Source organism: Pseudoalteromonas luteoviolacea CPMOR-1 (assembly GCF_001625685.1).
In the GTDB taxonomy this organism is placed as follows: Bacteria; Pseudomonadota; Gammaproteobacteria; order Enterobacterales; family Alteromonadaceae; genus Pseudoalteromonas; species Pseudoalteromonas luteoviolacea_K.
The window spans coordinates 1-25,197 of record NZ_AUYC01000046.1 but is presented as its reverse complement, the minus strand read 5'-3'; the positions used below and the strand labels follow the sequence as shown (position 1 = coordinate 25,197).

Genomic DNA, 25,197 nt, shown 5'->3' with positions numbered 1-25,197 from the left:
TATGAATTTATCACCAAAAATCGAAAACTTCGTGCTCCATTGCGGTGAAATGGGCAGTCGTTGGGGATTTAATAGAACGATTGGGCAAATGGTGGGGTTACTTGTTATTAATGAGCACCCACTCACAGCAAATCAAATTGCAGAAGCTCTAAAGATTTCCCGTGGCAATGTCAGTATGGGGATCAAAGAGTTGCAGTCATGGCAACTTGTAAAAGTTCATCATATTCCCGGCGATAGAAAAGAATATTATGCGCCGAACGGTACTATATGGGATCTTGCGAATAAAGTGTTTGAAGAAAGACGTAAGCGAGAAATTGACCCGACCCTGACCTTGTTACGCGATCAAATTTTAGATACAGCTAACTCGCCAGAGGAAAAGTACGCTCAGGAGCAAATGCAATCCATACATGATCTTTTAGAAACAGTGACTAAATGGTCAGCTGAATTGCAGAGGTTGACACCTGAACAATTGCAATCATTGATGAAGCTTGGCTCGTCTGTTAGTAAGGTGATCGACCTCAAGGATAAGTTATTGAAAAAGTCGTAACTAACAGAGGTGTGTCATGCTTGATACCTTATTGCTGTCGCGAATTCAGTTCGCGACCAATATAAGTTTCCATATACTTTTCCCGACCATATCCATTGCGCTTGCATGGTTCTTGGTTTTTTTTAAAGTCAGATATGTTCAAACAAAGCAACCCGTTTGGCTCCGAGCTTATCGGTTTTGGGTTAAAATTTTTGCCTTAACATTCGCTTTGGGTGTTGTCAGTGGTATCACCATGTCGTTTCAATTTGGTACAAATTGGCCAGGTTTTATGGAGCGTATTGGCAATATTGCAGGCCCTTTGTTGGGATATGAGGTTCTGACTGCTTTCTTTATGGAGGCGACCTTTTTAGGGGTTATGTTATTTGGTATGAAGCGTGTCAGTCCGGCTGTACATACTTTTTCTACAATAGTTGTGGCCATTGGCACAACGATTTCTGCTTTTTGGATATTATCTCTAAACAGCTGGATGCAAACGCCAGTGGGTTACGAGATCATTGATGGTGTATTCTACCCCAAGGATTGGTTTGCCATTATTTTTAATCCATCATTTGGGTACCGTTTATCTCACATGTTGCTTGCATCAGGTATCACCGCATCTTTCTTAATTGCCGGGATCAGTGCTTATCGTTTACTTAAACATGATCACAAACATGCACCAAAATTAACACTTAAAGTGGCGCTGACGGTAGCAATCATGCTCACTCCGTTACAGGCGTTTGTTGGTGATTTACACGGGTTAAATACTTTTGAACATCAACCGCAAAAAGTTGCGGCAATGGAAGGTGTTTGGGAAACAGAAAAAGGCGCACCTTTGCTGCTGTTTGCTGTACCTGATGAAACGAATAGGACGAATCATTTTGAATTGGCGATTCCAAACTTAGCCAGCCTGATCCTTACACATGAATTAGATGGTGAAATAAAAGGCCTCAATGAATTCAAAGGTGCTCACCCTCCAGTTAAGCCTGTTTTTTATGGTTTTCGTGTCATGGTTGGACTTGGTCTGTTGATGATTTTAGTTTCTGTAATAACCAGAGTAACTTTGTCCAAACACAAAGAGCTACCTGTTTGGCAGCTTAAATTGTTGGTTGCTATGACTTTTTCAGGGTGGATCGCAACATTAGCAGGTTGGTATGTGACTGAAATTGGTCGACAGCCTTATATGGTACAAGGGCTAGTCAGAATAGATGAGCTCGTAACACAAGTCCCATCAGAGCACGTTTTATATACGCTGATAGGATACTTAAGTGTTTATGCGATATTGCTGACAGCTTATATTAAAACGCTTTTCTATACAGCGGATAAAGCGGTCGAAGTTGAAGAATATGAATTAAATCCGCCAATGCGAGGTGAGCAATATGCTTAGTAATGAATTCTTGGCTTTGTTTTATGGTGGATTAATGGCACTGGCTATATTAGTTTATGCTGTGCTTGATGGATATGATCTTGGTGTTGGTATTCTGTTACCACTCAAAGATAAACAACAAGCAGATACCATGATTTCTTCTATTGGACCATTTTGGGATGCTAATGAAACTTGGCTAGTACTTGCCGTCGGACTTGCTTTAATTGCCTTTCCAGTTGCTCATTCAGTCATTTTGCAAGCGCTTTATTTACCGGTTGCTTTAATGCTATTGGGGTTAATTTTAAGAGGTGTTGCTTTTGATTTTCGTGCCAAAGCAAAAACAAAATATCAGGATCTCTGGGATCTTAGTTTCAAATTAGGCAGTATCCTGACAGCCTTTTCTCAGGGGTTTATGCTTGGTTTATATGTCATGTCTTTTGAGAAAAGTATAGAAAGTTATGGCTTTGCCATTTTAAGCGGATTTGGTGTAGTGGCGGCATACGCATTAATTGGCTCAGCTTGGTTAATTATGAAAACAACGGGTCAATTACAACAAAAAGCCACTAAATGGTGTAAAAAGACTAACATTGTTGCAGCGTGCGGTGTGATTGCGGTTTCCATTGTCAATCCATTAATAAATGACTTTGTTGCTGCAAAATGGTTTGATATAAGTGAATCGATCATACTTTTACCTATTCCGGCTTTGTGTATGATTTTATTCTTTTTACAAAATACGTTGTTAAGTAGTTTTGATGAAGCAGAAGATATACTAAAAAGCTGGCGGCCATTCGCTATCGCAACATCAATATTTTTTGTGTGTTTTTCAGGTTTGCTATATAGCTTTTACCCTTACGTTGTGCCAAATCAACTCACAATTTATGAGTCTCTTGCGGACCCATCAGCGCTAACTTTCATGCTTTACGGTGTCGTTATGGTGGTACCCGCTATTATTGGTTACACACTGTTTTCTTATCGTGTTTTTTGGGGAAAAACTCAGTCCCTTTCATACTATTAATTTTCTTTCATTAGCCCAACAAAAAGGCAGCTTTAAAGCTGCCTTTTTTATAGTAAAAGTAGGTCTAAATTTTTGGGTAACCAATTCTGTCAGACAAATATCCAACACTGGTTACAAAATAATAGCTGCGATTCCAGTTCATCAATGCTTTGTAATTATCATAAGCTAAATACATTCTGCCATTGATATCATCGGGCATGACTAAGGCCGCATTGATACTAACATTAGGTAAATCAGTGCCATCAGTACGTCTAACACCTAGCGCTTGCCAGTCAGCTAGAGAGCGCTCTGAGTTTGAGAAAAACTCAAGCCACTGACTGTGATTTTTTGTTCCTCTCTTTAGTACGTAGTTTTCAGGAAACCCCTCAGGAAGCTGAACTTGTCTTCCCCAAGTTAAGTTGTTATTCCAACCAACACTTTTAAGATAATTGGCAATGGATGCAAAGGCATCTTCTTTGGTTGTCCAAATATCTTTGCGACCATCTTTATTGTAATCAACAGCATAAGCGTTGAATGAGGTTGGCATAAATTGAGTTTGCCCCATTGCGCCTGCCCATGAACCTTTAAACTTGTCTAAGCCTATATGTCCATCACGAAGGATATCTAAGGCAGCCCAAAGTTGGCGTTTGTATAAAGCTTCGCGTCTGCCATCAAATGCCAAAGTGACCAGTGAACTGATAACCGGATAGCCGCCTTGTACTCTGCCAAAACTACTTTCAAGGCCCCAAAGCGCAATAATGAAACGGCCTTGAACACCGAAATCACGTTCAATTTGATCTAACAATTCTTTGTTTTCTTGATATAGTTTTCTCGCGCGTTTGACTTTCCAATCAGGTACACGCTTCGGCAAATATGTTTCAAGTGTTTCTACGATTTCTGGCTGTGTTTTGTCTGCTTTTATTACTTTCTTTTTAAACTTTGCAGTTGCGAAAGCTGAGTCTATTAAGGATTGTTCGTATCCTTTAGCAACGGCTTCTGATTTTAGTTTTTGAACGTATTTATCAAAGTCCGCTTGCGTCGTTGCACTGACTGACGCTGAAAAACACAGAGATGTAAGTATAACTTTTAAAGTCTTAGTCACTCTTTGCTCCATTTCGTTTTTTAAATTCATCCAGAAGATTTTCCTCTGGAGGTGGAATCTGCAAGTAAAACCCTTGTTCAGTTAATTTTTCCTTAACTAAGCTTAAATCTGCTACCCCAAGTTTTTCTCTTCTGGCAAGATCAACTAACATTACAAATATTGGGGTGCCAAAAGTGCTCATTAAAGGTTCAGGAACATTGCTGAAATCGTCTCTTTTTTCAATAAAAAGGTAGGTGTCGGCTTTTTTACTACTTTTGTATACTGCACTTAGCATTATAACCCTATAAATTCTTGCTTATCTTAGAGCAGCACTATACCATGACATATATAATAATTGGAAAGTTTTGCTGCTCTCAAACGTACACAGTACGGGGTCAAAATAAGATTTAATAAAGAGTATGCAGTTATATTTGAGCGCTTATGTCTACACAATCTTTCGAACTCAAAGGGAACCTCTTCACTTTATCTGTGTTGCAACTTTTTAATGGCGATTTAAGTGTCGTTAAAGCACAGTTAAATGAAAAAATCTCTCAGGCACCTAAGTTTTTTCAAGGCGCGCCTATCGTTATAAATCTGGCCGAAGTTCAAAATGAGCCTTTGGTACTTTCAGATTTAAAGACTATCTTAAGTGAGCTATCACTTAACCCTGTTGGTATTTGTAACGGCAGTGATGAACAAAATGAAACGGCTAAATCTATTGGCATGTCAGTTTTGAATTACACTAAAGATGTCGCACCTGCTGTATCTACGAACACCAAGACGGAAGTGGTTGAGAAGCACGTTTATGTTCCTGCACAGGTTGTCAATGCAACAGTCCGCTCTGGGCAACAAATATATGCCAAAGACAGGGACTTAATTATTATCGGTGCCGTCAGTCACGGTGCTGAAGTGATAGCTGATGGGAATATTCATATTTATGGGACATTACGGGGCCGTGCTATTGCTGGGGCACAAGGTAATGATTCTGCGAGTATTTACTGTCAAAAATTAGAAGCTGAACTAGTATCTGTAAATGGTAGTTATTGGATCAGCGATTCCCTTCAAGGGGAATTTTGGGGCAATCCTTGTAAGATTACTCAAACAAATGAATCTTTAGAATTAACAGCATTGGTCAAAGGATAAATCTAATGGCAAAAATTATTGTCGTAACTTCCGGTAAAGGTGGTGTAGGTAAAACTACATCGAGTGCAGCAATTGGTACGGGGTTAGCATTAAAAGGTTATAAAACAGCCATCATCGATTTTGATATTGGCCTTAGAAATCTCGACTTAATTATGGGATGTGAGCGTCGCGTTGTGTATGACTTTGTTAATGTTATCAATGGCGAAGCAAACTTAAATCAGGCTTTAATCAAAGATAAAAGAGTCGAAAAACTATACATTTTGCCTGCCTCTCAGACACGTGATAAAGACGCGCTCACCAGAGAAGGTGTAGAAAAAGTCTTAAACGAATTAAAAGAAGATTTTGACTTTATTATTTGTGACTCTCCAGCTGGTATAGAAGCAGGTGCAATGATGGCACTTTACTTTGCTGATGAAGCGATTGTGACGACAAACCCTGAAGTGTCTTCTGTGAGAGACTCGGATAGAATTTTAGGTATTCTACAGAGCAAATCTAAACGTGCCGAAGAAAGTGCGGCACCAGTAAAAGAGCACCTGCTACTTACTCGATACAATCCAGAAAGAGTTGCGACTGGTGAGATGCTATCTGTAGAAGATGTACAAGAAATTCTAGCTATTGACCTGCTTGGTGTGATACCAGAGTCAAAGTCTGTTCTAAATGCTTCAAACTCTGGTCAGCCTGTGATTTTGGATAGCGATTCTGACGCTGGGCAAGCATATAGCGACGCCATTGATAGGCTGTTAGGCGAAATCATCGACTTTAGATTTCTAAATGTTGAAAAGAAAGGCTTACTGAAAAGAATATTCGGAGGTTAATTTGTCTTTACTCGACTATTTCCGTTCAGAAAAAAAGAATAGCGCCTCCTTAGCAAAAGAGCGTTTACAAATTATTGTTGCTCATGAACGCTCTAAGCGGGGCACGCCAGATTACCTTCCGCAACTTAAGCAAGATATTCTGGAAGTCATTAGTAAATATGTGAAAGTAGATTCAGATGCAGTGAATGTTCAGTTTGAACAAAACGAGGACGATTTAGCAGTACTTGAATTAAACGTCACTTTGCCTGAAGACGAACAAAAATAAGAAAAAAGCCCATGATATTGATATCATGGGCTTTTTTATGCTGTATATTTTTTTGATATTAGTCGCAGTCAAACTCAGGCCACTCGACAATATGCTCTTCAAACTTTTCTTCTAAATCGACCTCGGTTTCTTTTACGACTTTGTCTTTTATGCTCACATTTAACTCATGCATAAGCGACTTTGAACCGCTGTTCTTTAGCGGGTGCCATGCAGCTAGTCCTCTCCCTTCATGAAGGCGACGATAACTGCATGATTGCGGCATAAAGAAAATATCTTTGAGATTATCTTTCGTTAATTGTACACAGGTTGGGACAAGTGTTTGACGCTCACTATAACGCGTACATCCACCAGTTTGTATATCACTGTATTGACAGATCACATCTGTGTATAGCAATTCTTCACCTTCTCTCAATACATCGGTGCTTTCGAAGTGCTCTTCCTCTTCTTCACTATTAATAAACGAGTGAAGACAGCATTTACCGCACCCATCACATATAGCTTCCCACTCTTCGGTGCTCATGTCTGCTAAAGACTTCGCTTCCCAAAACTCTATACTGCTCATAATTAACGCCCCAAAAACTGAACATGGGATTTTACTTTATAGTCAGTTATAGCGCAAAGGGATAAAACTGCTATATTCAGCTTGCCCTGGCAGCATTAAGGTGAAGAGTGTTGTCCAAAGGCAACGATATTTCGATACATAGACCACCTAGTAGACTATTGTGTGATTCGATTTTACCGCCGTGAGATTCGACAATCTTTTTGCATACAGCTAATCCCATGCCTTTTCCGCCCATGAGCGTGCTTCGAGACACTTCTTCTCTAAATAACGGCTGAAACAATTGCTGGTGGGCCTCATATGACAAAGGCATGCCAGAATCTTCGATTCTGATAACGAGGGAGTCGTGATCTAAATAGGTATTTAATGAGATCTCTACGCCCTCTCCTCCAAATCTAAGTGCATTTTTTACTACTTCACATACTGCATTTTCGATAGTTTGTTTATCTAATGTCACTGACAGAGAGCGGTCTAACTTGTTGGTGACGGAAAAAGAAGACGTTTTGGGGTCGCCTTGACTAATACATGTCTGAAAGACTTCATTTACATAGACGTGTGCATTGGTTGGCTCTTGATTTAAAAGTGATGCGATGTCTTTATCATCTGTCACTAACATAAGCTGGTCTATAAAGTTGTTGAGCTCATCAATTTTACTCATCAGCTTGTTGTATGAGTCTTGCACATTGTCTACGATATTGTACTGTAAAGATTCAACTTGAATCTTCATTACGGTTAGAGGTGTTCTCAACTCATGTGATAGATCAGTAAACAGCTTTTCCTCTTTCTCTTTTAGTTTCTCTTCTTTATAGCTTACTTCACGGTGTTTCGTATTCACTGTTTGATTTAATGCATGCACCTGATGTTGCAGTTGATTTAGCAGTCTTGATTGAAGTGATTTGTGCTGTAATGCTAATGCGACAGTAAACAACAATACTTCGATCAGGTATCCAATTTTGATGAATGAGGTGATATCGAAGACATCGATAAAATTACCATAACTCGCACCTAAGATCGTGAATATATTCAAGAATAATAAATGATTGATCAAACTAAATGTGAAGGTGCGCATACCTGGTCCTTTTTGTTTGATGCTCCACGAACAGGTGTAAACAAAAACAGGGATGACCAATGTACTTAAAATAAGATTGAAATAGACCGTATTGAGTAACAATGCAGTCGGAACCGTAATTGTGTAAAGTGCGATAAAAGCAACATAGACTTTATTCAATGTAGGGTGGTAATGGTTCAGCTGTAAAAAGCCTCTGACAAAGAGCAAATGGAACAGTGGAACAGTGGCCATTAAAAAGATTGAAAACTGACCAGAAAATGCATTGTGCGAAGGCCAAAAATATTGAAAGCTGAAGCCTGCAGTATCTACAACAATTAAAAAGAACAAAAAAGTCCAGGCTGCATAGAAAACGTTTGTACTGTTTCTATTAAAAAATAAATTTACTAAAACAATTAATAAAATAGCGGCAACGACGCCCGTCAAACTAGCATTTGTGATAATGCTTTCATGTGATTCTTTAAGGTAGTTTTCTGGAGTATGAATTTGTAAATTTGCAGGCGCATTTGCAAACGTCTGATACTCGATAAGGAAGATGTTCTCTCCAAAATCCATGTTCAGAGGGATGTACATTTGTGGGTCTTGAACTGGGCGCTTACTGAAAGGGTCGGATTCGTCTAAATTTAAAAGGTCTTGCCACCCATTCGGTAGCTTTTTATATACTGACAGCTTAGCTAAACGGGGAAAGCCAAATGACATCTTCCAGTCCGTGACATTACTTTGATTATCAAGCTTTATATATGCCCATTTTGAATAAATGCTTATTTTTGGCTTTTTATTGATATCGCTAATTGGTCTGAAGTGGAATGAATGGCGGTCGAAGTCAAATGCACTTCGAAAGTCGCCTTCGTAATCAAAGTAGAACATCGCTTCATTATTTAGAGAGAGAGCCTGTGTATTTGGTGTGATTTGTGTTGGCTCAATATTTGTCAATGGACTAGCAATGATTGGTGCACAAAAAAAACACAGCAGTACCAGTAAAAAACAACGCATTACTTATTCTCTTCATTCTTTTAGCCAAACTTTAGCCTTTAATCATGTAGCAAATATGGAGGCTGAGAATGATTTTTGTTTAAGCCAAGGGGGATTGTAAAGGATTGTAACACATATTCATTTGATAAAAACGCAATAAAACAGTCACATAGCTATCTAGAGCTAAATTTCCCCGTTTATTTACTTGATTTAAGACATTAATCAGTAACGGTTTCTAGGTACAATTATCGTGACTGAAATATTTCTGTCATATTTGTTTGTTTAAATGCGTCCTGAAACAAAAACGTCATCAAAGTGCCATATAAAATGGCATTGACAAAACGAGATAAATCAATGAGTGAATATAGCCAAAAGTCATTACCATCAAAGTTACTAACCTGGGGTGCAATAGCATTTCTTGTTTATTTAGTGCTAGTTGCCGTAGGTACAGTTAGTGGTGGTTTTAAACTTGCTTCCGGCGGTTCTGAAGGTGCGAAAGAAATTTTCGCCTTTGCTACAAATCCATTCGTCGCACTATTATTGGGTGCACTTGCTACAGCCTTAGTTCAATCATCTTCTACTGTAACGTCTGTTATAGTTGGTTTAGTTGCGGGTGGTTTACCACTTCAAATCGCAATTCCGATGATTATGGGTGCAAACATCGGTACTACTATTACAAATACACTGGTATCAATCGGTCATATTCGTTCTAAAGAAGAATTCCAAAGAGCTTTCGCCGCATCGACAGTACACGACTTCTTCAACTTATTTGCGGTAGCTATTTTCTTGCCGCTAGAGATCATGTTTGGTTTATTGGAAAAGTTCTCTGCCAGTCTTGCACATCTGTTCGTTGGCGACGCAGACTTATCAATTAAGAGCTACAACTTCATCAAGCCTTTAGTAAAACCAGCTGTTGGTGTTGTGAAAGATGCAGTAAGCTTCTTAGATGGTAAAGCGGCAGGCATTGCGATGGTTGTTATCGGTATTGCATTAATTCTTTTTGCAGTAACAACTCTAGGCAAGCTTTTGAAACAAGCACTTGTTGGTAAAGCGAAAGATTTACTTCATGGTGCTATCGGCCGCGGTCCAGTTGCGGGTATCAGCTCAGGTGCTGTAGTGACAGTTATGGTTCAGTCGTCATCAACAACAACAAGTTTAATGATCCCACTTGCAGGTAGCGGTGTGTTTACTACACGTCAAATCTACCCATTCACACTGGGTGCAAACATCGGTACGACTATTACGGCTCTACTTGCTGCAACTTCTATCACAGGCCCTGCAGGTGAGGTAGCATTAACAGTAGCACTTGTGCATGTAATGTTTAACGTATTCGCAGTTGGCTTAATTTATGGTCTACCACTACTTCGCGAAATTCCAATCAAGTGTGCTGAAAAGCTTGCTGAAGTTGGTGCTAAGAATAAGACTGCAGCATTCGGGTATGTACTTGGTTCATTCTTTGTAGTGCCAGGTCTTATCATGCTAGCTGTTCGTTAATCTAAGCTAGATAATATAGTGCCTCGGTGGCTAAATTTGTGTCACCGAGGTTTTTGTTCATATAAATGCAATAAAAAAACTTCACAATAAAGCTGTTTAAAATTTTCAGTTGTATCTAATGCGAAATACTAGAACCATTCAATTTGAATTATACACACACACAGACCCTCTTTTTCCTATCGGAAAAGCGTCTGCACTTGATGAAATCGAGTTTGAAGTGCAAGGAAACGAGCTTGTATTAGACTGCTTGTTGCCGAGTGACGCTACTTCAGGTAACACTTTAGTGATCACTTCTACACATTTAGACGCTCGATATGTTAACTTCAGTGGCAGTGTTGTTCTTGATGATCTTGATATTGTTTCAGGCTCTGTTGAACTCATTTTGAAAGGCAGTGGTGAGGCTGGGACTTACATGACACAGCTTAGTTTGCTAGGTGAAACTGGTGGTGTTAAAAACATAGTTGATGCGCAAGTAGAATTGGCCTGCAGCATATACAGTAAAGAAGCAGATACAGCGACTGATCAATCTCAGCAGCCTTTCTTTAAGATCCTATCTGCAAGATTGACTGCCTGGAAAAATGAGCTGATAAACGGTTTAGCATTACAAAGGTAGTGAAAGCTTACCCATCGTTAATCCTCCACGTGTATCTTCATCTGTACTTTCGCTCATAACACATTCATTCGCAAGCACTGCAAACAGTACAGCTTCTTTGGAGTCTGTATTTATCCCATCATTATCAAGCTTTACGACCTTAAAGTTATTTGTGAGCTTATCCTTCAGTTTATTAATCAGTGTGACATTATGCGCGCCTCCGCCACTGAGTAACACCTCGATAGTGCCTGATGTCTGAAGCTTATTAATGTGAGTCACAATGCAACAAGCGGTTAGTTCATTTAAGGTTGCAAGTATGTCGTAATGTGATAGCTGAAGCTTTTTGTCCAAAATTATGGAGTCTAATAAGTCGATATTGAATAATTCAGGGCCAGTTGTTTTTGGCATGGGGTGTTCAACGAAGTCTAAGGACATCAATGCCGATAATAACTCTTTGCAAACAACCCCTTTAGACGCTAATTGGCCATTTTGGTCAAAATTCATGTTGAAATGTCTTCTGACATATTGGTCCATTAGGGTATTACCCGGCCCGATGTCTGAGCAGATTATGTCATTTATATTATGGTTCTTGCCTATAAAAGTGAAATTAGCAATACCACCGATGTTTAATAGTAACGTGTTTTTTTGTTGATCAGCGAAGAGATAATAATCTCCGTACTGTGCTAAAGGTGCACCTTCAAACCCTGCTGCAATATGTTTTTGTCTAAAATCAGATATGGTTATGATGCCCGTGTCTACCGCTATATGATCGCCATCCCCAATTTGCAAAGTTCCGTTTTTAAACTCGGTATTAGTATGGAAACTTCTTGGGCAGTGATATATCGTCTGGCCATGGCTTGCTATTAGATCAACGTTTTTCTGTTCTATCTGCCATTTTGACAGTTGCTCATTAATCAAGCGTGCGTGCAAATTCCCTATCCAAGGGTTGAGCAGTGTTAGATATTTAAGGTCAACACTGTCTTTCGAGAATACAGATAAAATCTTTTCCTTGGTTGCATCGTCATAATCTACCGTTGCAAAATGGGTGACTTTGCATTGTGTTTGTAATCCGGCCCCAGAAATCTCGCAAACTGCGATATCTAATCCGTCCAAAGACGTACCGCTCATCAACCCTATAATGGTTCTGTGTTGTTTTGTCGTTATTTGGTAAAGTTTCTTTATATGTGGGTTCATAGGTACTACTAAATATTATTGGTTGTTAGGACAGAGATTACAGGGTAAATATTATGTCCTAGCTCTATAGTCAAATTGATCGCTTCGTATCCATCGACGATGACTTTTTTTGGTAACGATGTGAGTGTTTGTACTTCACCGCTTGCATATAAAACAATGATCTGTTCAGGCTCCAATATCCTTCTACCTGAAGACAAGTTCTCAATGTTTAAAAGGACTGCCCTATTCCCGTCTTCTGTCGACATTGCAAGAGTACTGTTTATTTTAAAATCACTTTTCTTCGGTCTAATATTATCTTCTTTGTAGAATTCGTTCAGACTAATTTGTGGTAGATAACTATCGATGGAATAGGGCTTTTCTTTTGATAATGCTGATAGTGATATGAGCAACAGAGTAAAAGATAACAGATATTTCAAGTGTTCTCCTTAGCCAGCCTTTTAGGTTGTGCCGCTTTTAGTATTTTTTCTATTTCAGGTTTCAAACTTTCAATTGCCTTATTAACGGCATCAATTTCTTGTTGTGTAAAATTGATACGACTTAGCATAAAGTGGATTGCATTATCGTTGACGATATATGAGTGTAACCTTAATTTATCGTATCCTAGGCGATTGATATAGTAATAACCGCTGTACTCATCTTCTATTAAAAAGTCGATTCTTTTTTTGTTTACCAGCTCCATTCTTCTAGAGGCGCTTGCTACTTCTACAAGCCTTTGCTGATACCAAGAAATCTGTAGAATTTGTCTGAGTTCTTCTCCGTAGTATGCTCCTGGGTTTGTAACAAATGTGTACTCTGCTGCGAATAATTCAGTTAGGCTCTTCACTGGCTCAAGTTCAAGTCTTGTAAATAACCTCATCCGTTCTCGTCTATAAGGAACTGTAAAATGTGCGTTTTGTGCTCTTTCGATATTAAAACTAGCTGAAGGCAAAACATCGATGAAACCTTTATACAATTCGACAAGTCCTCTGGCTGAGCTCGGCAACCGCAAAAATTGTATACATAATTTTGCTTTTTCGAATACTAGCTTGGTTATGGCTATGTCTACGCCTTTCGGGACATCATTTTCATACCGAATATATGGAGGCCAAGTACCTCCTATCCCAACCTTTTTTTCTGTTTTGCAGTTTGGCGCAGCCTGAACAAAGCTTGAGAAGAAAGCAATTACAAATAAGATCTTTTTCACATGACGTTTCTGAATGGAATTATAAACTTAGTATGATTTATTTAGGAAAAAAAACAAAGGTGCTTTGCACCTTTGTTTATAATAGGGTTGGCCTATCCATCGGTCAATTCATAGTTTACTTATGAATATCAACCCTAGCTTTTAATATTCACGGATTAAAGCGCTTTCCAAACTTGTGCTTTACCTGGTTCCTCACCTCGAGTCCACCATTTTGCTTGATATAGCGAACCGTTATGAGTCACTTTATCACCGCCAACGTAAACTGTATTCGCATCCCAAGCTGGTGCACCAGAGTCTACATTTGTGATTGTCACATCAAATGACGTAGACGTTGTATGCGTACCGTCAGACACTGCTACAGAAACTGTCACTGTTGTATCTTGTGCTACTTCTCCTGCGGTCAAAGACACTGAGGCACCCTGACCCGAAATTGTAAGACCTGCTGGTACATTCCAAGTATATGTTAGCGGGTCATTGTTAGGATCTGTCGCTACGGCAGATACATTTACTGATTGTGTTTCTTGCACTGATACATTCGCGATTGGCTGTACAACTGGTGCACCTGCAGGTACATCTGCTTTAACTAGTACAGATACTGTTTTTTCCGTTGCAGCATTTTGATCATCAGTAACAACAATCTTCAACTGGAAAGTAGTATCAGTCGTCACTGATGGTGCAGTAATGCCAACTGTTGCTGTGTTTGCAGAACTTAATGTTAGTCCTTGACTTGACCATGCATATGTTAGCGCAGCGCCTTCAGGGTCAGTTGCATTAACAGTAAGGTTAGCTGATTGACCAGAGTTTAATGTTAAGTTTGCGTCAACATTAACAACAGGTGCTCTATTTACTGGCATACCACCAGTCAAGCCATCATACATTGCATTTAGAATATCACCGTTGTCCGCATCCACTTCCCAAGCGAATAGACCACCTAGGTTGTGTAGGTTAACGTATTGACCTTTAGCGCGAACTGAGCGAGGGCTATCATAAGTCAGAAGTTTACCTTTTGATTTGTTCCAAACCCAGGCTGCTTCTGCTTGTTCGTCATAGCCCACTGTAAAGCCATTCAAACCATTTCCACCACCAACTAGATTTTTAGCGATTGCTTTGTAGTCCATGATACCAGCTTCCCACACGCCTTCACTGGTTGAGCCTGAATATTTACCGTTACCTGGTGCTGTCATAGGGTTGCCCGGAATAGTAGTATTTGAGTCAAATACGCCATCCCAGCCGCGACCATACATAGCTGCACCTACTACGATTTTTTTCGAGTTAACACCTTGGGCTAATAATGCTTTAACGGCGTTATCAAGTGTATAAGCAGGTCCTTTTCTTGGCTCTCCTTTATCGTCTAAGCCTGTTCCGTCACATTCACCTTGACTTAAGTGCGAACCGCAGTAAATACCAGTTTGGTGGCCTGTTACGTTATTCCAACCACCGTAAAAATCGTAAGTCATCGCAAAGATGTAGTCCATATATTGCTGAGCAACTTGGTAGTCTACATCCTCAATCTTGTCATAACCTGAACCGATAGCTGAAGTAAGCTCATATTTACGACCTGTTTCAGCTTCTAATTCATCAAGCATCACTCTTAATTCTTGCATTAACGCGATGTAAGCTGGACCATCGTTTACAGGGTCACCTAAACCTGGGTTTGGACCATCACCACCTGGGAATTCCCAGTCGATATCAACACCGTCATAGAATTTCCAAGTCTTCAAGAACTGCTTCATTGATGCGACAAACGTATCTCTGTTTGCCTTAGTCGTGAAACCATGGAATGGGTCTGATAGCGTCCAACCACCTACTGATGGTAAAATTTTCAGGTCAGGATAACGTTGCTTAAGTGCCATTAACTGAGCATATGTACCACGGATTGGGTCGTTGTTGTCAGTGCCTGGTAAAGTTTTTTGTACTGCTGCCCAAGGGTCGTGAATTACAACTTCATAGTCTTGAGAGTCAGCACATGCTTTTTGTAATGCACGCCAGCTATTACCATTCTCAATCTCTTTAAGAGACTCATTAGGTCCACAAATTGGAATGAAACCATAAAGAAGGTGAGATAAATTGTGCGCAGGAATATTTGACACATCAAAATCACGGCCGTAAATACCCCATTCTACAAAGTACGCACCTGTTACCATACCAGGAATAGTGCCATTGTTTGCGTTATTAGGGTCTACATCCATTGTTAGTGGCTGTAAATGACCGCCGTCAGTATCTGCAATTACAATTGGCTTGCCGGCACTTTTAGCACATCCAGTGGCGTCACAGATTTCTAGATAAAGTGTGTGACGACCTGATTTAGTATAAGGGAATGAAACAGTTCCACCCTTTGTTCCTGCTGCGAGAGGACCTTGATTGACTACTTGGTTGTCAAAATAAACTTTGTAACTGTCGCCGCCAGTGCCACTCCATGAATTCCACTTAATGTTTACTGTAACAACATCTTTAGCTTGTACAATCTGCTTATATGAACCATTACCTTCCAGATTTACATCTACAAAAGAGTACGTTTGTGGTTCCCAACTGATTTGTGGAGCTGAAGGTGCTGCCATCAATCCAGTAGACATTAACGCTAGTCCTATAGCTGCAGTTAAATTATTGATTTTCATTACTATCTCAACCTTATTTTACATGTTATATCCAAACCCCAATAAATGGAGCGACCTTTACATCTGTTTAAATCTTTTTCCAAACTTGAGTTGTGCCAGGCTCTTCGCCTCTGTTCCACCATTTCGCTTCATAGTCAACACCGTTATGGCTAACCTTATCGCCAGCGACGTATGTTTTTGATTTGTTCCACGGTTTGAGTGTGCTTGCGATGTTTTTAACTGTGATATCCGCAGTTGTTGTTGAGGATAATTCACCGTCAGATACACTTACACCGACTGTATAATTTGTGTCATTAGTGACATCAGCGGCTTTTAATGTAATTGTTGCCCCTGATCCTGTATATGTAAGACCTGCAGGAACGTCCCATACGTAAGTTAAATCCATCGTGTCACTATCAAAAGCATGAACATGTAGCTGTACTTCGGTAAGCTCATTCATCACTATTGGGTCGGGTTTATGTACTGTAGGTGGCGTGTTAGGCTGCTTAACTTGAATAGTTAGGTTATACGTATTTGCTGCATCTGTTACGAACACTTCATTGGTTAAAATATTATTTTGGTCGAAGCTTATGTTTCCATCAGCACCTTTTACACCAACTTGTACATCTGTTGAAAAGTTCGTGTTCAGTATATTTGCTAATTCTGACTGCCAATTTGATTCATTGGTTGAAGTTACTTTTAACGATTGTTTTATTATTTCTTGGCCAGTGCCGTTAAAAACCCTTGCCCAGATTGTATCGCCTACGGCTGCGTTTTGTCCTTGCTTAATGAAATAGCCAGCGCTAAACCAATTTACAGGTTGAACATCTGTGACGATGTTGATGTCTGAGCAATTATAAAACCCTTCACCTGCGACATCGTTTCGCTGCCAACGCGTGTAGAGAATTGCTCTACCACTTCTATCTTGTGGAATATTTATGGTCATTTCATAAAATTTCTTACCGTCTGGATCTGTGACAAAGTTGATATTGCCTATTTCAGTAATTAAATCTAAATCTGTCCAGTTAAGTACATCTGTATTGGTATTGAATGTTGGTTTGGTTAAATAAAACTTCCAAAAGCTCGGGTTATGGGGAGTTGTAGCTCTAAATCTTATTGCAACATCTCCGTTTGCATTCGGTTTAACATCAGTTGTTTGCCAATCAGCATGAGGCAAATTCATTCCTCTTTTTTCATTTGAACCAGCAGCACACAATGTACCATTTGGAATTGCAGCTTCAACGGCTGCTTGGTTGTTATAGTCTGCAATAAGTGATGCGAACTCATGTTCTTGGACAAATTGAACATAGCCAGATTCTAAAAATGCGGCTCTACATGCTAAATTTGGAATGTTTGTTCCGTCGTCTGGCCACCAATACCCACCTTGTGCTTCACAGATTGATTGTCTTGCCTTTGGATAGTCCATAAAGCCATGCGCAGATGCATTGATTGAATGTAATGTCAGATAGGCTGTACAAGCAACTGAGACTGACGTTAAAACTTTTCCTTTTAGAGTTTTCATTTCGCTCACCTTGATACTACATGCTGATTTATTGTTATATTGATTCGGTTTTGTGGAGGAGGTTGCCCTCCTCCGTTTACTTTCTAAAGTGAACAGACTTTTTGATAATCTGAACTTGTAGAAGGTTGCTTGTTACTCCACCATTTTGCTTTGTAAACGCCCTTGCCATCGATGATAAGGTCACCTTGGCCTGCGTGTGTACCGCGAGGGAATGTTGGGTAAACAGCTATTTCGGCAATTGGTGTGCCTTCACAGTGAGTGATGGGACCGCCGTTACCATCTCCAGGCTTAGCAGCCGGCAGAGTCGGTTGCTCAAACTTGAACGCGTAGCGCTTACCATCTTTTTCTGCTGTAAAGTTCACTGGGCCTGTTACTGGCATGTAGTACATAACTTGGGCATTAATAGATTCACCTGGTGCAAAAGACTTAGGTTGATTGCCCCATTCGTTTACAAGCGTGATAGAGAATCTATGGAAGTCATTATCGAAGCCACCAATGTTATTACCTGCTGCATTTGAGTTGTTTACATCAATGGCCATTTTCAATTTCTCTTGTGCGTTCCAATTAGATTTGAAAATTGCAGAAGTTGAAACTGGGACATCAAACGATATTTTCGCACCTGATAAATCAATATTTGAGTTATTGGTGAACGTAAATGTTGGTGCTATTGGGTAGTTATCATCGCCAACAGGGAAGTTTTTCGCTTCAAATGAGACATCTACCTGCTCTGTAGGGACTTGGAAAGCAATATCACCACGATGTACATCATATTGAGCTCCTGACTGTTTGAACTTGTTATAAGCCAACGTTGTCATGCTAGAGCCCATAAAGTATTCGCCCTTAGCTTGGTCGTAATCGAAGTCTCCAGCTAGTTCCCAGAACATGATACCACCTAGCCCTTTATTGATTACATAATCAACTTTAGTGCCCATCGATTCTTCATCTTCGATAGAGATGAAAACATTCTTCTGAGCATTCCACAACCAAGGCGCTACTGCCACAGAATCATAGTGACGTGTATAAGTCCCTGTTAATTGGTCTGCTGGGTCTGTGTCAGGTGATAAGCCGTAAATAGATAGATAGCTAGGTAACACCCCATTTTGTAGGTTTTTAGCGTGCCACAATGGATTTGAGCCTGCTGGAATTTCTAAACCAACATCATTCTTATCGTGCCACAGGTTATCAATACCAACGGCACCGTTACCGCATTTGTTTTTCTCGCCTACACCTGTACCCGGCGCACAGTCAGCTTGATTTGGTAGTGCTGCTTGACCCCAAAGACCATTGGTACCACCTTGAACATCTTTGAAACCACGCGTGTAATATGGGATACCGATATTAATTCGACCGGCTGATAGTCCGCCTTGGAAATATTTAACTGCCCAGTCTGTGTTTAGATAACCAATACCTTCAAACTCTTTCGTGCCATAAACATCCCAAGCCTTAAGCTCTGAATCCTCACCCGTATCATATAGCGCTGCGTTATGACCTACGTGCGAGTTCCATGCACCGTGTAAGTCATATGACATGATGTTTACGTAGTCTAGATATTTAGTTACCTGGAATGTCTCCATGCCACGTAATAAGTAACCAGATGAAGGAGATGCGATTGTTAACATGTAATGTACGCCGTCTTGCTGACCAGCTTTGTCTAGCTCTTCACGTAGACGCTTCATCAAGACTTGATACGATGCGTTTAACCCTGCACGTCTTGCATTTGAAATTGGGAAATCATCTGGGTGACCTGAGTCTTTCATTGAAGAAGGATATTCATAGTCAATATCGACACCATCAAATCCATATTTGCGGATAAATTCAACTGAACTCGCTACGAATGTTTCGATACCAGCGTTATTAATAGAACCGTCCGCATTAGTAGTCATAGTATAAAAACCACCACTATTTACTCTTGAGCCATCAGGTCCAAAGAAACCGCCAGTTTCTGCCCAACCGCCAACACTGATTAAAGTTTTGACATCTGGATACTGTTTTTTGTATTTAGTTAACAGGTTGAAGTGACCTTTGTACGGTAATGTTGGGTCTAGCTCAGCGCCAGCAACACCTGGCCATTCCATGTTTGTTGCAGGATTACCTGCAGCGTTAGGATCTCCAATTGAAACTTTATTTGCAGCATCGACATGAGCAAATGCATAGTTGATATGGGTAATTTTGTCCCAAGGAATATCATTTACAAGATATGATGGCTGACCATTAGCGCCATTTCTCCAGCTTGTGAAGTAACCAATAACCCTACGCGGGTGGTCTGCGCCCATAAGCTCGCGACCATTTGCATCATAAATCGTACAGTAAGGTGTATTTACGCCAGGAGTTTGGTATAGACCATCTGGTTTACAGGCATCTCTATCGCCAGGAACTTGAGCACCAACTTGAAGTTGAGTTGTGACACTGCTGCTTGCATTCTCATTGTCAGTAACTGTCAGCGTGAAGTTATATGTACCGTCGGCTGGTGCAACCCAAGTGTGCTCAGTGGCAGTGCCGTTAGTTGAAACGACTTCAGTACCATTTACAGCAAAGCTTAACTTACTTAACGTACCATCTGCATCAGATCCAGAAAGTGAGAAAACAACATTGCTACCTACAACGAGTTCTACAGGTTTTGATTTAATGTCCAGTGTAGCAACCGGTGCCTCATTCACAGGCGTAGACGTTTTTACTGTCAAAAGATTTGAAAGTATATTTGATGCTTCGTTTTTATCATCAAATGCTTTTGCGGTTACTTGATATTGACCAGGTTGGCCAGCTGTCCATGTAGCATCAAATACGTCTGCAACGCCTGATGTATCAGTAGCTATGAGTGTATTGTCAACATAAAACTCCACTCGGTTGACGTTTCCGTCAACGTCAACCGCTTTAACACTAATGGCAACGCTGTCATTTTGGTTAAATTCAGATCCTGTTATTGGCTTTAACTGACTGATTACCGGTGGGTTATTTACACCTGAGCCACTACATTCGCCAAGCTTTTTCCACTCCTGACTTGGGCCTGAATTCAATGCTGGTTCCGATCTTGTCCACCATTTTGCCTCGTAGGCAACATTAGTTTGTACTACTTGATTACCACCTACGTAAGTTGAACCGCTCTGCCAATCCGCTAAGCCAGTACAATCGTATGCATTTGCATATGTTGTGCTAATTGCAATTGCGATTGAGCTCAACTTGAGTGCATTTATTATATGATTTCTCATTTTCATTCTATCACCAACCTTTACATTAATTGTGATTAACATTTGTTAAATAAAGCTAACATAGAAATTAAACACGTCAATGTTGGTGTGGTTAAATAGTAACCGCATTTTCTCTTCAATTAGTACTAATGTACTGCTTTTTTTAGCCCTCTATGAATAAAATTAATTTTTTCCGTCAGTAGCTACATATGAATCCAATTCATCTCTTTTATAGGTAAATTTTAATACTATTGCATAGATAACAGTGTCTTATTAGTGTTGTGTGTCTGAACTGGGTCTAAATGTAAACTTTCGCATAAATAAAAGTTATCCGAAAGTTGACGTGTACGTAAACCTATATAGGTTATAAGCTATACCCAATAGTTATATAAATTAATGATTAAATATCTGTGAATTTGATTCACCTCACAGATATTTTTTAATTTTATTTTTACTAAACCAATATAAGGTTAGACTTAAGTCTTATGAGTTTTGGGGATTTTTTAATTATGACAGGGGATTAGTTGAATTTGACAGCGGTATTTGAATTGAAATTGTCGCTCCACCTTCACCATTATTGCTTATTGATACTACTCCATGATGGTTTGAAATTATTCCGTAGACAACAGCTAGACCCATACCAGTTCCTTCTCCTAAGGGTTTAGTAGAGAAAAATGGGTCAAACACTTTATTTATCACTCCTTCTTCAATCCCTTTACCATTATCTCTTATGTCAATCACAGCATGGTTATCTCGATTCCGTGCTTTAATTTTTAGTGTGGCTTTATACTGTGGGTCTAACTCTCTTTTCTCGTTACACGATTGAGCTGCATTAACCAATACATTAATGAAAGCTTGTGTTAAATTTGCTTTATTACCGGTTATAATAAGTTCTTTCTCACAGTCAATCGTAACCTGAACTTGTTTGAGTTTGTTCTTTAATAACTCTGTTGCGTGCTCGATGACCTCATGTGTGTCAAATTCGGTATCGGTTTCTATTTTTGGCTTAGCGAAGTCAAGCAGGTTAGCTACGATTTTGCTGATACGTTGGCAACCTTCTATACAATCTTCCGAAATATCGGATACATCTTGAATCAGATCTGACGTTGTCACACTTTGTTGTAATTGGTCAATTTCACTTTTGAACTGTTCAAAAGTTTGTTCATTGTTAATCAGCTTTGTGATGGCACGTAAATAGCTCCCTATCTCCTCAGAGTAACTAGCTAACGTGTCTAAATTGCACGTAAGATAAGCGAGTGGATTATTTATTTCGTGTGCTACTCCTGCAGACAATGTCCCAAGCGTTGCCATTTTTTCGGATTGAACCACCGCAACTTGCTGCTGTTGTAGCTGTTCAAGCTTTTTCTCAAGTTCAATATTAAGTGCATAGAGCTTACTTGTCTTCTGTTCCAATAGCTCTTCTAGCTCATCACGAGCTTGCTTTTCTCTTAAATACGCTTTGTAATAGTTTTGCATAATTAGCCATGATTTATAATAAATGTACAAACTTCATCATCGTTATGGGTACATGTAGCTTGTTCTATGTTTACTTCCTCGTTGAAATGTTCTGCGCAACCATAAATGAGCCCTTCAGCGCAAAAACATAGCTTTCGGGGTGAGTTATAAATTAACTCAATCGTATTTTTGTTAACCACCTTAGCGCTGATAGTTGGTAAATTCGGCTCCTCGTAAAGCTTTTGAACTTCACTATGTATCACTTCGTCAATAGAAAGAATAAGTTCCTCAAAAGATTTAAACTCTGAGACGATCGCTGGGTGCTTTTTGGCTAAAAAGGAAAACAAATACGTTCCAAATGCCTTTAAGGTGTCTGGCAGCGACAGCTCTAAGACTTCAGAAACACTAATAGCCATATTTACTAACTCTTCATCCGGGTAGGATCTCGCACTTATATAAACTCTGTCTTCAGGGCAGTGTTTTTCTAATAATTCTTCCCATAAATCCATTCCTTTAGTTTCAATTACCAACTCTTCTAAACATCTAAAAATTAAACCTTTCATATAGAGCCCTCTTCGATAGTGTTAGTTTGTTTTGAAGTCGACAAGAATTCACATAGGCTGTCGATATTTGAGTGTTCCGAAATTAAAATGTCCGATATTGCTTTCTCGTTGTTTGTGTTTATGTTGTCCAACACGGTTTTACATATTATTGCTGAATCTGAGCTTGGGCTTTCAACCATTACTTTTTGCCTTTCGTTAATAAGGCATTCGTCAACGCCCCAAATTGATGCGTACCTATTTAAAATCGATAATTCAAAAGACTTTCCAAAACCAGCTTTTAAATATAAGTAAACTACTTTGTTTATCCAGCAGCTAAAAATCATACAAAATATAGTAATCGATTGTTCTTGAGTTACGTTATGGTGCCTTGAAAATACGAATGATTTAAGCGCCCAATCGAAATATAACTCTATTTCTTCAATGATCTGTACCCAACCAACGGAATCTATAAATCGGCCTAAAAACTCAATATGCTTATTTAGTAAGTCAGAGCTTGCTTCTAGAATGATAGATCTATCATTATTATCTAATTTAGAAACATTTATATAAGATTCAAAATTAGAAGTTGTATTTAAATATGGATGTTCTTTACTGCGTGTTTCAGCCGTGTTTTTTTCTGGTAAAGGAACGTAGGGAACAAAGCCTTGTTTGAGGTCATGTTCGTCAGTCACATCCAAGCATTTAGCCTTGTGATAAATGTAACCCAAGAAATTGATATCATCTATTGAAAAGGGTTTGGGCATAAATATATTTGCAGAAACTTCGTTGAAATCGTTATGTATTGAACCAATGTCTCCTGACATGAGTACTCTGATAGTAGTTGGGCTTTTGACTTGTACTATTTTTAAAGCTTGAGCGCCATTGATTGAAGGCATTTGATAGTCGGTAATAAATAAGTCATATTTCACATCAGAATTAGAAAGGTACTGCTCAACCAACGTAGGGTCGTTTATAGTAACAATATTTTCGACGTTTAATACACGTGATAGTGATCTTGAAAGAGATCTGAGAACGAGTTTATCATCATCTAATATTAAAACATTCGTTGGTTTTATTTTCATTAAAAGCGTGCCTATTATATTGTTTCTTATTAAAGTTTAGTCTAGTTTTAAAACTAATAACAAATCAATAAATGTGTGCTGGAGTGCATCTTATATATGAATGACGAACCAATAGTCGTACTTTGTCTTGATGACGAAAAAAGTGTACTGAATTCTTTAGGTCGTCTTTTGAGACAAAATGGGATAAAAGCTGAATTGTTTCAGTCCGGTCATGAAGCCTTGGATCGAGTTCGAGAAATGGATTTTGATGTCATCATTTCTGATATGAGAATGCCAAACATGGATGGCGCTGAGTTTTTAACGCATGCAAAGGCAATCTCTCCAGATGCAAGAAGGATCTTATTAACTGGCTATTCAGATATTCAAGACACAATCAATGCGATCAACAGTGGTGGTATACATGGTTACCTTCAAAAACCATGGAACAACGAACAGCTCGTAAGAGAAATTAACAAAGCTGCTGAGTTAACGAAGTTAAAAAAACAAAATGATGCCTTACAAAAGCAGGTACGAGCACAAAACGAAGAGCTTAAGGAGCTTAATACAAATTTAGAAAGTTTAGTTGAAAAACGAACCTCTCAAATAAGGCAAGTACTTAAACAGCTTGAGTCCGCAAATGAAAATGAGAAAAAAGAACACCGTAGTACAGTAGAGTTACTTTATAACTTCATAAATGCAAACCCATATCTCGATGCAGACAAGGCAAAACATATTGCTAAGCTCTGCTATCAAATTGCAAAAGGGCTTTCGTTGAGTGCTGAAATTGCTGACATGGTCAGGATGTCAGGCTACTTGTCTCAAGTTGGCTTGCTTGCTATGGATCCTACTTTATATGCTCGCCCGTTTCATGAATTAGATAGTGAAAAGAAAAAAGTGTTTCTCACACACCCAGCAACTGCACAGCTTATGTTAATGCCTGCTCAGCATCTAAGCGATGTTGCTGAGTCAATTTATAGCCAATTTGAGAAATACAATGGCCAAGGTGTTCCAAAAGGCATAAAGGGTAAGGAGATACCGATTGGTGCACAAATACTTGCTGTTGCAAGAGATTATATTGAACATCTTTACCAAAGCCAACGACCCATGGAAGAGCGAAAAGAAAATGCTTTGGAAATTATAAAGATGTACAGTGGGAGTTTTTACCATCCTAAAGTCGTTGAATCACTTCTTAACGTACTGTCTAAAGATCAGGTTGAAAATGATAAAGTTGGCAGCATGAGTATACTCACCGCACACCAATTGAAACCTGGTATGGAATTGGGATTAGCAATGCATAATGCGCAAGGTATTATGCTATTACCTAAAGGGCATGTTTTTTCGGACAACTCCATTTCTAAGTTACAGCAATTAGAGTCCCAAAAGCCTACCCCATTCAGAATCATGATTGTAGATAATTAATTATGTTAAATTATGTCTCAATTTAAAAATTGAGACTAATTATACATATTTATTTTTGTTTAACCCAATAAAAGAACACATCATACATAAGCTATATCTTAATAGGAATTTATCATTTATGAATTTTATAGATTAAAGCAAACAGTAAAAAGTGAACTACTGAATGTGAACT

General features: G+C 39.2%; 22 protein-coding genes. 9 read left to right on the top strand and 13 right to left on the bottom strand.

Going from position 1 to position 25,197, the window contains the following annotated elements; translation table 11 throughout:
• Nucleotide 1: 1 nt before the first annotated feature.
• Genes N473_RS18985 through N473_RS18975 form a run of 3 tightly spaced genes read left to right on the top strand, consistent with a single transcriptional unit; the run spans nt 2 to nt 2,904 of the window.
• The gene (locus N473_RS18985; protein ID WP_039610469.1) at nt 2-547 is read left to right on the top strand and encodes a GbsR/MarR family transcriptional regulator; all 546 of its coding nucleotides are present in this window, start codon (nt 2-4) and stop codon (nt 545-547) included.
• A 16-nt stretch (nt 548-563) separates the two neighbouring features.
• Nucleotides 564-1,910: a cytochrome ubiquinol oxidase subunit I gene (locus tag N473_RS18980; protein WP_063369273.1), complete on the top strand. Its 1,347-nt coding sequence runs from the start codon at nt 564-566 to the stop codon at nt 1,908-1,910.
• On the top strand, nt 1,903-2,904 hold the full coding sequence (locus tag N473_RS18975) for a cytochrome d ubiquinol oxidase subunit II (RefSeq protein WP_063369272.1): 1,002 nt from the start codon (nt 1,903-1,905) through the stop codon (nt 2,902-2,904). The genes N473_RS18980 and N473_RS18975 overlap by 8 nt, the downstream gene beginning before the upstream one ends.
• 64 nt (nt 2,905-2,968) lie before the next feature.
• Here the strand turns inward: N473_RS18975 and N473_RS18970 are convergent, their stop codons facing one another.
• Nucleotides 2,969-3,985, bottom strand: a complete 1,017-nt coding sequence (locus N473_RS18970; protein ID WP_063369271.1) for a lytic murein transglycosylase — start codon at nt 3,983-3,985, stop codon at nt 2,969-2,971.
• Complete coding sequence (locus N473_RS18965; protein ID WP_039610473.1) at nt 3,978-4,259, bottom strand: YcgL domain-containing protein; 282 nt, start codon at nt 4,257-4,259, stop codon at nt 3,978-3,980. The genes N473_RS18970 and N473_RS18965 overlap by 8 nt, the downstream gene beginning before the upstream one ends.
• A 146-nt stretch (nt 4,260-4,405) precedes the next feature.
• On the opposite strand from N473_RS18965, the gene minC reads away from it, so the two are divergent.
• From minC to minE, 3 genes are read left to right on the top strand one after another with little or no spacing between them, the layout of a single operon-like run.
• Nucleotides 4,406-5,107, top strand: coding sequence for a septum site-determining protein MinC (gene minC / locus N473_RS18960; RefSeq protein ID WP_039610474.1), 702 nt, complete (start codon nt 4,406-4,408; stop codon nt 5,105-5,107).
• Nucleotides 5,108-5,112: 5 nt separating this feature from the next.
• Complete coding sequence (gene minD, locus N473_RS18955) at nt 5,113-5,922, top strand: septum site-determining protein MinD (protein ID WP_063369270.1); 810 nt, start codon at nt 5,113-5,115, stop codon at nt 5,920-5,922.
• A gap of 1 nt (nt 5,923) precedes the next feature.
• Nucleotides 5,924-6,187, top strand: a complete 264-nt coding sequence (gene minE / locus N473_RS18950; protein ID WP_039610476.1) for a cell division topological specificity factor MinE — start codon at nt 5,924-5,926, stop codon at nt 6,185-6,187.
• Between the two features lie 58 nt (nt 6,188-6,245).
• On the opposite strand, the gene N473_RS18945 is transcribed toward minE, so the two are convergent.
• Together N473_RS18945 and N473_RS18940 are read right to left on the bottom strand one after the other, a co-directional pair.
• Nucleotides 6,246-6,749 carry a YcgN family cysteine cluster protein gene (locus N473_RS18945; protein WP_063369269.1) on the bottom strand — a complete coding sequence of 168 codons (504 nt, stop codon included), beginning with the start codon at nt 6,747-6,749 and terminating at the stop codon, nt 6,246-6,248.
• Between the two features lie 76 nt (nt 6,750-6,825).
• Nucleotides 6,826-8,805: an ATP-binding protein gene (locus N473_RS18940; protein WP_063369268.1), complete on the bottom strand. Its 1,980-nt coding sequence runs from the start codon at nt 8,803-8,805 to the stop codon at nt 6,826-6,828.
• Nucleotides 8,806-9,138: 333 nt separating this feature from the next.
• Here N473_RS18940 and N473_RS18935 point away from each other — a divergent pair, with 333 nt between their 5' ends.
• Complete coding sequence (locus tag N473_RS18935) at nt 9,139-10,278, top strand: Na/Pi symporter (protein WP_039610478.1); 1,140 nt, start codon at nt 9,139-9,141, stop codon at nt 10,276-10,278.
• A 118-nt stretch (nt 10,279-10,396) separates the two neighbouring features.
• Complete coding sequence (locus tag N473_RS18930; RefSeq protein WP_063369267.1) at nt 10,397-10,891, top strand: hypothetical protein; 495 nt, start codon at nt 10,397-10,399, stop codon at nt 10,889-10,891.
• Here N473_RS18930 and N473_RS18925 read toward each other — a convergent pair.
• The 9 genes from N473_RS18925 to N473_RS18885 all read right to left on the bottom strand — a co-directional run bounded on the left by N473_RS18925 (nt 10,880) and on the right by N473_RS18885 (nt 23,627).
• Nucleotides 10,880-12,064, bottom strand: a complete 1,185-nt coding sequence (locus tag N473_RS18925; RefSeq protein WP_063369266.1) for an anhydro-N-acetylmuramic acid kinase — start codon at nt 12,062-12,064, stop codon at nt 10,880-10,882. The genes N473_RS18930 and N473_RS18925 overlap by 12 nt on opposite strands.
• A gap of 8 nt (nt 12,065-12,072) precedes the next feature.
• The gene (locus tag N473_RS18920; RefSeq protein WP_063369265.1) at nt 12,073-12,480 is read right to left on the bottom strand and encodes a hypothetical protein; all 408 of its coding nucleotides are present in this window, start codon (nt 12,478-12,480) and stop codon (nt 12,073-12,075) included.
• Nucleotides 12,477-13,247, bottom strand: coding sequence for a substrate-binding periplasmic protein (locus tag N473_RS18915; RefSeq protein ID WP_081221261.1), 771 nt, complete (start codon nt 13,245-13,247; stop codon nt 12,477-12,479). The genes N473_RS18920 and N473_RS18915 overlap by 4 nt, the downstream gene beginning before the upstream one ends.
• Nucleotides 13,248-13,402: 155 nt before the next feature.
• Nucleotides 13,403-15,862, bottom strand: coding sequence for a glycosyl hydrolase family 18 protein (locus tag N473_RS18910; RefSeq protein WP_063369264.1), 2,460 nt, complete (start codon nt 15,860-15,862; stop codon nt 13,403-13,405).
• 67 nt (nt 15,863-15,929) lie between these two features.
• The gene (locus N473_RS18905) at nt 15,930-17,363 is read right to left on the bottom strand and encodes a lytic polysaccharide monooxygenase (protein WP_063369263.1); all 1,434 of its coding nucleotides are present in this window, start codon (nt 17,361-17,363) and stop codon (nt 15,930-15,932) included.
• Nucleotides 17,364-17,446: 83 nt separating this feature from the next.
• Nucleotides 17,447-20,575, bottom strand: coding sequence for a glycosyl hydrolase family 18 protein (locus tag N473_RS18900; protein ID WP_196766432.1), 3,129 nt, complete (start codon nt 20,573-20,575; stop codon nt 17,447-17,449).
• 480 nt (nt 20,576-21,055) lie between these two features.
• Nucleotides 21,056-22,024, bottom strand: coding sequence for a sensor histidine kinase (locus N473_RS18895; protein ID WP_063369262.1), 969 nt, complete (start codon nt 22,022-22,024; stop codon nt 21,056-21,058).
• A gap of 2 nt (nt 22,025-22,026) precedes the next feature.
• Complete coding sequence (locus tag N473_RS18890) at nt 22,027-22,566, bottom strand: heme NO-binding domain-containing protein (protein WP_063369261.1); 540 nt, start codon at nt 22,564-22,566, stop codon at nt 22,027-22,029.
• The gene (locus N473_RS18885) at nt 22,563-23,627 is read right to left on the bottom strand and encodes a response regulator (protein WP_063369260.1); all 1,065 of its coding nucleotides are present in this window, start codon (nt 23,625-23,627) and stop codon (nt 22,563-22,565) included. The genes N473_RS18890 and N473_RS18885 overlap by 4 nt, the downstream gene beginning before the upstream one ends.
• 96 nt (nt 23,628-23,723) lie before the next feature.
• On the opposite strand from N473_RS18885, the gene N473_RS18880 reads away from it, so the two are divergent.
• The gene (locus tag N473_RS18880; protein ID WP_063369259.1) at nt 23,724-25,025 is read left to right on the top strand and encodes an HD domain-containing phosphohydrolase; all 1,302 of its coding nucleotides are present in this window, start codon (nt 23,724-23,726) and stop codon (nt 25,023-25,025) included.
• The last annotated feature ends 172 nt before the right edge of the window (nt 25,026-25,197 follow it).